The organism is Fulvivirga kasyanovii (assembly GCF_009711405.1).
Lineage (GTDB): Bacteria > Bacteroidota > Bacteroidia > Cytophagales > Cyclobacteriaceae > Fulvivirga > Fulvivirga kasyanovii.
The window spans coordinates 1-11,525 of sequence record NZ_SMLW01000457.1; the positions used below are offsets into that span (position 1 = coordinate 1).

General features: G+C 41.1%; 9 protein-coding genes. All 9 read right to left on the reverse strand.

Annotation, left to right across the window (positions count from 1 at the left end):
* Positions 1 to 215 precede the first annotated feature (215 nt).
* Complete coding sequence (locus tag E1163_RS07735; protein WP_155170862.1) at positions 216 to 2,096, reverse strand: ATP-binding protein; 1,881 nt, start codon at positions 2,094 to 2,096, stop codon at positions 216 to 218.
* 116 nt (positions 2,097 to 2,212) lie between these two features.
* On the reverse strand, positions 2,213 to 3,088 hold the full coding sequence (locus E1163_RS07740) for a tetratricopeptide repeat protein (RefSeq protein WP_155170863.1): 876 nt from the start codon (positions 3,086 to 3,088) through the stop codon (positions 2,213 to 2,215).
* Positions 3,089 to 3,640: 552 nt separating this feature from the next.
* Positions 3,641 to 4,036 (reverse strand): hypothetical protein, encoded by a 396-nt coding sequence (locus E1163_RS07745; protein ID WP_155170864.1) that lies wholly within the window; start codon positions 4,034 to 4,036, stop codon positions 3,641 to 3,643.
* A 12-nt stretch (positions 4,037 to 4,048) separates the two neighbouring features.
* Positions 4,049 to 5,158, reverse strand: coding sequence for a TFIIB-type zinc ribbon-containing protein (locus E1163_RS07750; RefSeq protein WP_155170865.1), 1,110 nt, complete (start codon positions 5,156 to 5,158; stop codon positions 4,049 to 4,051).
* Between the two features lie 5 nt (positions 5,159 to 5,163).
* A complete protein-coding gene (locus E1163_RS07755; RefSeq protein ID WP_155170866.1) occupies positions 5,164 to 6,264 on the reverse strand; it encodes an SPFH domain-containing protein in 1,101 nt (366 codons plus the stop codon).
* 134 nt (positions 6,265 to 6,398) lie between these two features.
* The gene (locus E1163_RS07760) at positions 6,399 to 8,429 is read right to left on the reverse strand and encodes a serine hydrolase (RefSeq protein WP_155170867.1); all 2,031 of its coding nucleotides are present in this window, start codon (positions 8,427 to 8,429) and stop codon (positions 6,399 to 6,401) included.
* 23 nt (positions 8,430 to 8,452) lie between these two features.
* The gene (locus E1163_RS07765; protein ID WP_155170868.1) at positions 8,453 to 9,055 is read right to left on the reverse strand and encodes a hypothetical protein; all 603 of its coding nucleotides are present in this window, start codon (positions 9,053 to 9,055) and stop codon (positions 8,453 to 8,455) included.
* 15 nt (positions 9,056 to 9,070) lie between these two features.
* Positions 9,071 to 10,372, reverse strand: a complete 1,302-nt coding sequence (locus tag E1163_RS07770) for a bifunctional metallophosphatase/5'-nucleotidase (protein ID WP_185156009.1) — start codon at positions 10,370 to 10,372, stop codon at positions 9,071 to 9,073.
* A gap of 270 nt (positions 10,373 to 10,642) precedes the next feature.
* The coding region (locus E1163_RS30485) for a hypothetical protein (RefSeq protein ID WP_185156010.1) at positions 10,643 to 11,525 on the reverse strand (883 nt) is incomplete at its 5' end.

Consider the following 11,525-nt stretch of genomic DNA (forward strand, 5'->3'; position numbering starts at 1 on the left):
CTGATGAGTTGTTCATCGATTTCGTTGACACAAAGTAAGGGCGGGTAAAAAGCGATAGTCGGATGGTAAATATTTGTAATCGTTTATTATCCATTTGTAGTCGTTTGTAAATGAATAATAAATTAATAATCAAATAGTTAAACTTTATATCACAAGAACCAAGTCTGAAACGATAAAATGCACATATGAGTAAGATCGGATTATTTTACTCCAGATCAGGAATTCTCAAAAGGGATTGCAACCCGGAAAGTTGAGCCTTTTCCTGTTTCACTTTCAGCGGATATGCTGCCTCCAATTTTTTCAAGCAACTCTCTGCAAATCAGTAATCCTAATCCTGTACCCTTCTCCAATGAGGTACCTGTTGTTGAGTAATTTGAAGCTCCAAATAACTTCTTCAGGACTTCTGCAGGAATACCTATTCCTGTATCAGTCACTTCGAAAACCACACTTTCATCTTCGATATGGGACTTCAAACTTACTTTCCCATTTCTGTTTGTAAATTTGATGGCATTTGACATTAAATTGTTGAGTACTATGAACAGGATTTCCCGGTCAGAGATAAACAGCAGTGTGATGCCGTTCTCTACCTCAATAGTTATCTTCTTTTCCCTGGCAGGGCTTGCGTGATAAATTTTAATTTCATTGAACAAATCATCGCAATCTATTGGCTCTTTTTGTGTGTTAAATCCTTGAAAGTGGCTCTTTATCCAAGTAATAATATTATTGATAGAGGCTTTGGATTGCTGCACACTCTGTAAGAGCTTTTTTGAAATCGGCACTGCTTCATCGGGAGACATGTGCTTTTTTATGAGCAGGTTGAGCATGCTCTCAAGGGTATTGATGGGTGTTTTAAAATCGTGCATTACTGCTGAAAACATCCTGTCTTTTAGTTGATTCAGGTTATCAAGTTCGTCCCGCTGCATTGCAAGCTGATGATTGTATGCTTCTATAGTTTCTTTTTGCTCTTTTAGTTGCTGATACAGACTTCGTATCTTCTTATTGACGATGACAAAAAGCAAAAGCAGACATATCAATACAAAGCCTATAATGGCGCTAACTATAGAAAGGTTTCTCTGCTTTTTGGTTTTGACGATCTGTCGTTCCATCTTCTCTTCCTGCTCTCTGAATATAATATTGTTCAGTTGGCTGGTCTTTTCTTTCGACTGTATTTTATCGTCTATTTCCAGCACTCTCGCCTGGTAAAAAAAAGCACTGTCTACATTGCCCTTCCGGTGCCATAGTCTGGACAGCAGGAGTGCTATATCTCTTTGTATAAAGATCATATGGTCTTTATTGGCTAGTTGATAAGCTTTGCTGCCTAATGACATGGCGAGATCGGTATTGCCCAGATAGAAGTTGTTGACAGCTATCCCGTAGAGGCAAAACGCTTCGGAATAGTCAATATGTAAATGGTGAATATTGCCTGTCTCATAGGCTTTCTGCATGAAGTATAGCGCGCTATCATATTGTCCCTGACTGATTAATATTTCTCCTTTTGTGCTATACGCATACATCAACCCTGTAAAATCTTTTTGATCCGCTACCTCCTCAATAGCCAGGTTTGCATATTTCAATGCTTCCTCAAATTGATTTAATTCTTTGTATGCTCCGGCAAGGTTATTATACAAAACCGGGATTTTGCCACTCACGTCATGGGTTTGGGCCACCTCCAGCACTTCCAGGGTATACTTAATGGTGAGATCGAACTGTCCTATTTTATAAAAGGTGCCACCAATGAGGTTATGGCTTTCAACAAGTGCCTCATACATTCCTTCCCTTTCGAATATTACATTGGCTTGTTTTAGGTATTCAACGGATTTAACAAGGTCATTCGTAAATTGCTCGGCCAGTCCAAGGGTCAGCAATACGCGTCCTTTACACTTGTCGTTATCATACTGTCTTTGAACGGCTTTGAGGTTTTCCCTTGCCAACTCTAGTGCTTCCTTCGGGCGGACATAAAGTATTTCCCGGCACAGGCTATCTCTTCTACTTACTTGTTCGTTACATATTTCAGTAAGATGCTGACCATGAGTCGTGCGGCACCAAAGTGTGGTGGTCGCAACACATAAACTCCATATGACCTGACGAAAACCCATAGTAAGACTTAGGTAATATAACCAAATCTTTGGCTATAGCCGCCTTAGTTTCCGGATTATCTCAAGCCGGCTATGCCAGTGGGTTCATTTTGAAGTGGCTAAAGCACTATGCCGTATTAGTCCTTCAAAGCCATTAATTGTTGTTTAGCATTATCATTTTCCGGGTCAAGCTCCAGCACTTTTTGGTACTGTTTTCTAGCCTCTTCTACATTTCCGGCCTCTGCCAGTGCTTCTCCATAGCTATCATAAACATTGGGTTCATACCTGAACAGGTGGGTATTAAGTTCAAAAGTAAAAATAGCCTTTTCCGTTTCACCAGCTTTCAGTAGCACATAGCCTAAAGTATTTAATTCACTGCTTTTACCTACCAAATGATATGCACTGTAGAGGTAATATCTCTTTTGTTCAAGCATTTGATCTATCGTATTTTCTGCAAAGTGCTTCAGGAGAAAATTGGCTGCTTTATAATTGGGCTTTGAAGGATACCCTAATGCAATCTGGGCGACATCTGTAATCAAGTCAGAGGACGGGCTTTCGACAATTCTGGCGTACTCGGTATCATCTTTTTTAAAGATAAAGGTAGGAACACGATGAATTTGCTTACCTTTCTCCTCTCCCTCAGGCCCTTGCTTATAATGGTCTCCGGAACCATACAGGGCAATAAATTTCAATTGACTTCTCTTAAGGCCAAGTTCTTCCCACATTCTCACAAATTTCGGCACCCAGTTTTTGCTGTCGCCGCACCAGGTGCCCATGTAAATTTCCACATTTGTATTACCCAGGTTTTCTTTCCAGTCTGTTTTGGAAAGGTCCAGTTGGGCATTTTCATAGTTCTCTTGATACCATTTGCTGTAGGTAGTATCGGTTTCAAGGACGGTAAGTTCAAACGCTCCGATCAAGTGGGTTTTCCCTTTTGCAGAATATGTATTGGGGCTTTGGCCGTAAACAAAGTGACTAAATGCAAGGGTAATAAGGATTAGGGGTAGCTTCATAATGGTTTAGTTAATTATTGAAATGGTAAAACAACATTTTTTCTGGCAGTATTTATGTTAATAGGTTGTTAAAGATTGTAAATGAAGTGTTAAAGGGTTGTTTTTGATTTTACTAAAACAATAACCAGCAGGACTAAAATGGGCTTTACTTAAAGTTTGGTAAAGCCAGGATTGCTCTTTGGCACTGGCCGTGGGTAATATCTCCAGGCAGTGGTGATTTCACCCTTGCAGGGCTTTTGGCTGCATGTGGTTGATTACAAAAGGCTGCACCTTTTGCTGGTAGATGGCACCCTTTCAGGGTTTTGATTCTGGGAGTTTTATAGTATTTGCTGCATAAGATGAGCTGCGGCTGGCATAGGGGACAGTGTTTTATCTCACTCTGCAAAGGGCTGTAGGTTGGTCATGGCCTGAATGTCCTCTCCGTTGTAGAAGATAGGGAATTTTTACTTTGCTATAACTAGCTGAACTTTCCATGTTCAGGCAGATCATCTGTAGTATGTTCCATCTGTCAGCGTGCCTGTCGGGGACAGACACGGGCTGGAGATTATAAGCCTATTTATTCTTGCCATCAAAGCAATCAGCTTCATAAAAAAGCATCCTTTCATCCATAAATAAAACATTTTCCATTCTTTTAACAGAAATATGTTCCCCTAAAGGACGGAAATAAATGCCATTTTCATCCACCTCAATATATCCTCTTATATACCCTTTTATCTTTTTACCCTTTACACTGAGGATTACGATTTCTATACTGTGGTATTTTTTTGCTACTGCAAAATCTTCTTCCGCATCAATATAGTTGATGGGGATAAAAAGTTCACATTCCTTAAATTTACTTCTGTCAAGTTTTTGATTCAAATAGTTTGGTGTACCATATTCAAGTCTGTTTTGAGCCACTGAAAAAAAGGAGACCATAAGAAATAAAAGAACGAAAATGGAATACTTCATAATTTTTGAATTTTACTTCCTGAAAAGCCAATAGGAAAGTGCTGAGATGCCTATAACAGCCAGGATGGTCAGTACGATCTTGATTATACTCCATGGTCTTTCTCCTTGTACGGCTCCTGTTCTGGCATTAACCAAAAAGCGATACAGTTTGCCTTTGAAGTTATATGCGCTCACGTAAGCCGGCAGCAGTATGTGCTTGAAGGTTATGTCGGAATAGCCGGTTTTGTAATTGAGAATACGTTGCTCATCGCCTCCGATATCCTGACGGATCAGGTTGGAGATACGGCCATCCATGATTCTACAGGCGTGGCCGAAGCCTTGTTTTAGATCAACCTGGTATTTTTCGGTAATAAATCCGCTCAGGTATTTGGCATCAAACGGAATGAGGTTGTTCAGGTCCCAGGGTTGCAGAGCGGTTACCTGCTTTTGGGGCAGGCTCTGGGATGCCGGCACCAGCACATCGTCGAAGAACTGCTGCACACGGCCCGAAGCTGAATACCAGCGGGTTTTACGAACTTGTCTGGTCTTGGTCACCGACTTACCGTTTTCGGTAGCTGTATAGGTTTCTGTTATGTAATAATACTCTCCCCGCTGCCCGGTGTAAGGGGTATCGGTATTGGCGTCATAGGTCCAGTATGGCAGGTAGACTCCTTTAAAGTGGTCAAATGAAAGCACTGCTTTTTTCAGGGCATTGGGGGCAAACCATAGGCTGTCAATCCATTTACGGAAGGCCTTTAGGGCTTCGTCTTTGGTAACTTTAAATGGCAACAGGCTTTTGGGCTGTAATATATCTTCAATATGGGCGCTGCTTATAACCAGCGGCGTATCGCAATATGGACAGTGTGATGAAGTAATGTTCGGCTCCAGTGAAGATTCTGCGGCACAAACAGAGCATTTGACCACATTTAGCTCCATATGGTCCTGGGCTACGGATGCCCTGTCAAGATGGGCCTCAAAATCCAGCTCTTCAATAGCTACTTCAGATTGTGGAATTTCGTTGGTAGCACCACAATAATCACATACCAACTCGGTAGTTCCCACTTTGTATTTCAAATCCGCACCGCAGGAGGTGCAGCCAAAGGTACCCGTAGCAGCAGCCTCCTGATTTAATTGTTGATCCATAATTATTATTGAGGGGGAAGTGGTGGTGGTACGCTACCAAATAAGTTATTAAGCTCCGGCACCTGGCCTGCTGCCGTCCAGTTGCCCATGCCCTGCTTCCAGACCAAAGTCTCCCTGGTGATTTGTTGCTGAGCAACCATTTGTTGCAAAGCTGCCATATCATACGGCCCGGCCTGCTGTCCATTGATAGCCACATAGAACGCTACCTGGTTGGGCAGTGGTGGTGGTCCGCCTTGTGTTTGTTGGTTCTGCTGTTGGGAGAAGGCCTGCCCCATCTGGTTGGCCATAGCAAAGCCCATACCCATGCCCATACCAGCACCGGCGGTACCGCTTTCGTTTTCTGCCGCTTTCTCCAGGGCTTTGGCTGCCTTAATTTTGGCGAATTTATCCAAATCCACAGCGTTGAGCCTGCTTAGTTCGAATATCTCGCTCTTAATTTCATCCGGCATGGAGATGTTTTCTATGAGAAAATTGGCGAGGTCAATACCGTAGACCTTAAAATCTTCCTGCATAATGCCTTGCACCAACCCTGATATCTCGTTGGTATTCGCAGCATATTTTTCTACGGGAAGATCAGCCTCTCCAATAGCATCTGTAAAACGCGTAACTACCAGGCTACGGAGCTGATTGTTGATCTCATCGGTAGTGAAGTGGCCATCTGTACCTACCACTTCGCGAATGAAAAGAGCGGGGTCATTAACCCTCATCACGTAGGTACCGAAGGCCCGGATCTCCAACATGCCGAACCGGCTGTCGGAAAGGGTTATGGGGTTTTTAGTGCCCCATTTCTGATCGGTAAATTTACGGGTGCTAACGAAGTACACTTCGGCCTTAAACGGACTATCGAAGCCATACTTCCAGCCTTTGAGGGTGGAAAGAATAGGGAGGTTGGCCGTGGTAAGGGTGTACATGCCTGGCAAAAATACGTCGGCAAGCTGGCCTTCGTTAATAAATACTGCTGCCTGGCCTTCCCTTACGGTAAGTTTTGCCCCGTTTTTAATTTCATTATCGTGTCGTTCAAACCGGTATACCAGGGTATTATTGGTATTGTCGGTCCACTCTATTATGTCGATGAACTCCCCTCTGATGCTGCTAAATAGTCCCATGTTTGTAATTTGTTGCTAAATGATAATGACCCAGGCTGATGTGCCGGTTTAATCAAATTCCAAATTAAATAAACTTTATAATTTCCTGAGTTTTATTTTGTGAAAATTTGATGGAGCTGAGGATAATTTCATTGTTAAGATTTTGCTTCAACTATTTCGACCAGCTTTTGAATATCATATAATAATGTATCTCCCGAAAGTATCGGGGAATTGGCAAGGATTGAAATAACAATTCCTTTTTGAGGATAGATCAGGAGTATCGAACCAGAAGAAGGCAGTTCTCCGGTATGATACCAGACTTCACAGCCATTGTTGTCCTTTGACAAATACCACCCCATACCGTAATGGGTTGGCTGTTTATCCTCAGTATATTGAGTAGTAAAGAGCTGGCTTTTAGTTTGCTTATCAAGAAACTCCGTATCCAGTAATGCTTCACCGAACTTTAATAAATCCTCCGAGGTAGAAACCAACCCCCCGGTGGCATAGGAATAGCTCAGGTCGTAAGGCTCGGCTTCTTTACCTGACAAATAGTAAAACTTGCTTTTATTAAGCATTACACTATCCTTTATATCTCCATAAGTATGGAGCATTTTCAATGGCTTCCATACGGTATTGTTCATATATTCTAAATAATGCTGTCCGGATACATTTTCAATCATGGCTCCCAGCAAAGTGTACCCATAGGAAGAATACAAAAATTCTGTTCCCGGCTTTACTGCCAAAGGATCATCCTTAAATAAGGCAAGGGCATCTGTACAGCTATTAAAATGATCCTGAATAAATATTTCGTCCCAGCTTTTTCCATGGTATCCTCTTATTCCTCCTAAATGTCCGGCTAACTGCCTTGCCGTAACCGGGTGATGTTTTACAGGGAATGATGGGACATATACTTGAATTGCAGTGTCCAGGTTCAGGTTATTTTCCGATGTAAGTTTCATTAAGCCTGCTGCTGTCATAGATTTCGATATGCTGGCTACCCTGAATTGTGTTGTGTTTAGCACGGCAATTTCTCGTTCTGCATCCGAGTATCCATAGCCTTTTGAAAATACGGTCTCGCCCCCGGAGCTAATGGCTAGCTGTAACCCCATAAATGATTGTCCTTGCCTGAAATTTTCCACCCAATGATCTACCTGGCATGCTACGGATGAATCAGGACATGGGGTTGATAGATTTTCTGATTTCTCCATCAATGGATAATTGGACAATTCAAGTTTTACGGAGAGTACACCTGCAGACCTTTTCCATTCCCCGAAACTATTTGTGCGATAGAAACATGAATTTTCTTCCAGGTCTGCTTTTGAATGCGTAGTTCCAAAGACGGTTCCGGCCACTACCATGCTTACCTTCGGTATCACTAATTTTTCGCCCTGTACAAGCACGGTGTCATAGGAGACGCGGTCAGGGTACAACTCCATATATTCGGCATACTTATCTGCAATATACTGCCGGTCTTTACTGTCGAGTATCCACTCGCACATGATGTAAAAAGACTGCTCCCTGATCTCAAGGTTGTGGGGAAGTGTAAAGTCGAGCCACCCTTTTTTGAGGTCTGAGGTTTCAATAACCTGTTCATGCAAAATGTCAGCGCCGGGCTTAAGGGTTTCATGGTCTATATTGAGGAACCTTAATCGGACTTTAAAAGATGGGAATTTGTTTTTGGCTATATATAAGGATACTTTTTGAATATAAGTCAGGTCAGGATAGTCTTTTTTGTCAATGAACAAAGCCATGGCACTACCGGCAGAAAGGGTGTCAGAATATAGCTGGCCTGATAATAATAAGCTCTTCCCATTGCCAAACTGTCTGCTTTTCTTCTTCTCTTTTTGGGCTGAAATAGTTACCGCATTTAAAGTAACCACTTTTTCTTCCAGCAAAACGGAAAGTTCCCGGTCAGCTTTTATAGTAACTACTGGTATACTTTTCCGGGTAAAGCCTATGGATGAAAAGATGAGGTGCTCGTTATGATATTTTTCCGGAATAATTAATGCAAAGGTGCCGTCTGCATTGGAGATCGTGCCAATTTCCGAATTCAGGATCCCGATGTTGGCATATGGAATGGGTTCTCCTCCTTTTGATGTTAAGACCTTTCCGGTTATATTAATTTGTGCTTTGCCATCAAAACTGATCGTAAAAAGAACCAGCGCAAAAAGCAACATCCCCCTCATATGATTTTAAGTTTTGGGTACATTCAGTAATAAAACAACTCCGTATGCACTAGTTTAAGGTCATTATTAAATGTAAACCGGTAGCCAAAAGAATCTTCATGAGTGTGTGAACTGTTGTAATGACTAAAAACGCTCAGTTCTACAAAATATTCCTGTCCGGTGTAAATAGCTTTGGAAACTACAACATAGAGGCCGTAATCATCAGTAAAGTCATAGGGAACATCTTTAGTAGAGAAAAAAGGCCTCTTTACATCAATATGCACCTCTTCTAAATGCTCTTTGACTGAATAAAAGGTATCATAAACTCTTTTTTGTCTCTCATACTGACCCTGACCTTCAATTCTTAAATAAGCAGAGTCAGGAAATGTAATGTTATCAGGATATTGACCTGCAACAGGATTAACAAAAACCTGAAATCCTTCAAGAAATTTATCTCCTATAAATTTATCCGGTATCAGTGTACCCAGGTACAGGCAGTCCTGATTATTTTCTTTACATGTTTTTTTATAAATGTCGGGATTCAAATAAATATTCTCCCGGAAGTGATCTATTGCTTTTTGTTCGGCCGTAGCAGTTGGTTGTAAAAGAAAAAGAGGAAATACAAGGTGACATAGAATGCTAACCATTATATCCTGATTGTTTTAAAAATACCTGTCACACCCTTCATAATCCACTGTACTATTGACTGTCTTCAAATATTGGATGATAGTTTCTGCCGTGGTCAACTCCTTAATATCTGCTCCGCTATAATTAAAGTAGCTGTCATGAACGGCAGGTATGTAGTCGTTGATTCCGATCGTAACCGTTTCGCTATCATTCATTTCATCTCCAGATTCATTATAGATGATAATTCCCGATCCGGAATTTTCCAAGGTAATACCGGAAATGTGCATATGAGCTCCGGTGTTTTCAAAGAATTCTTTTATCTCTGCCACGGTCATAGTAAATACCACGCTCCCGTTGTTGAAAGGATCCATTCTGTATATTTCCATCGCGGTAATATCTCCTTCATCAATACCTGCACGGATGCCTCCACCATTTTGAAAAGATGCATCTACCCCCATATATTCTTTCAAGGCAGTAGTATAAAAACATCCCAATTCGGTAGTATTAAGGTACGATGTAGCATAACCGACAACTTCTTCAAATTCCGGCGCATCATTATACGCATCAATAATACCTTTTAGCTCTTCATCTACCTCAGTATACTCATTTAAATCAATCAGATCAGTTTCAATTACCTCTACTTCCCCATCTTTAACGGTAAGCTCTATCTTACCCAAATGCGAAAGGTATGACCCTACCTGAAATATCGGGATACCGTTTACCTTCTCGTTTACAAAAGTGTGGCTATGCCCTCCTACGATCAAATCAAAATACGGAAAGTCATTGGCTAACTCTTTATCGGTGTACTCTCCCAGATGGGTCAATGCCATATATACGTCTGCATTTTCACTTGTCTTCAGGTTTTGATATTGGCCTGTCACATCCGTGTAAGGCTGAAATTCAAGATCCATAACACGCCAAGGGTGAGTTGAGGGAATAACCTCCCCTTCTTTTCCGTTGGTTTCCACAAGACCAAGTACAGTTATCTTCAAATCGTCAATGGTTAATGTTTTATAAGGGTCGGGTTGCGGAAGCTCACTTCCACTTGTATTGACATTGGCACAAACCCAATCAAACTCGGCTTCGGCGTAGCGATTGCTCAGAATAGGCACTCCGTAATCAAACTCATGATTGCCCAATACCGCTATATCTACCCCTGCCCTGTTCATAACGTCCACCATAGGGTAGCCTTTCTTATTATATTGATCAACTATAGGATTGCCGGAAAATATGTCACCTCCACAAACCAGCAATACATTAGTCTTCTCCTTTTCGGCATCTACTATATGCTTGATCTTAGCAAAGTTATCCAGTTGACCATGGGGGTCATTAAACAAAAAAATGGTTAACTTTTTTTCTCCGTCTCCAGGAACAGGTGCCGAGTCGTCTTCTTTACATGAAACTGATAAGACCAGTAGGAAACAAAATATAAAAAAGGACCGAAGGAAGAAGTTAGATTGCGACATGGATATTACTAAAGTCTATTAATTAAAAAACAGCACTAAAGTAATCCTTTTAAGTCTTTGAAAGATTATAAATTATATTAAGTTTTCAAGAAGTTGATAGAATGTTCCCTTTTGTCGTAGATTTCTATTTCAACTTCCATATTAACATACCATAGCCCAATACATATTCCCCGTTAAAAATTCACTGAAAGACATAGGTTTCGGAGGAGCACCTTTTTCCTTTATTGAAAATTTTCCTGTATCTCTATTCCATTTTAGCAATAGGGTGTTATGCTTTATTAATGAATACAACTCATATGCAGTTTTTAATTCCCGAAGATGTTTGCTTAGCTCAGCCTTGGAAGCAAACTGATCATAGTCTTCTCCAATTGATTGATTTATTACAGACAGATCTGATGCCGGTATTTTGTCATAATGTCCTTTAACAATATAATCCAGAATTTGAGAACTGCTGACTTTCCCTGCTATTCGCGAGATACCATATAAAGGTTTGGGTGAAGAGTTTCCTTCTTCAGAATAATCATACGCCACTATACTTTTGCTTTTAACCTTTAAACCAAAGGGGATTAGCTTTAGCGCTACTCTCGTATCTGTACCAACTCTGGGGATTTCTACTTCCAGGAAAAAAGGGGTCGTTTCGCTATTAACATCAGGTTGGCCTGAAAAAAAACCGTTGGTAATAAGATCGTCCGGTAATATAGATTCGATTTCTTTATTTGAATGGATCCTCTCTGTCCATGAACATGACCATGTCTCCTTTTCGATAAAAGTATACTGACCAGACTGGTCTTTATAGGCACCGATTTCGCTAGTACAACTACAACCACATGTCGGGAAGCTTCCTGAAACTTTCAAATAGCCGTTTCTTGCATCATCTATTAGCTCTCCATAGTCTACTTTTCCGTCTTCATCGTAATCTTCAAACATCGAGTAGCATTTTTGTGCCCTTTGCCATAGCTGCTCGCTAAGTGATGATGGAGCCTGCGCTACACCTTTTAGAGTAAGCAGACAAAATATAGCAACT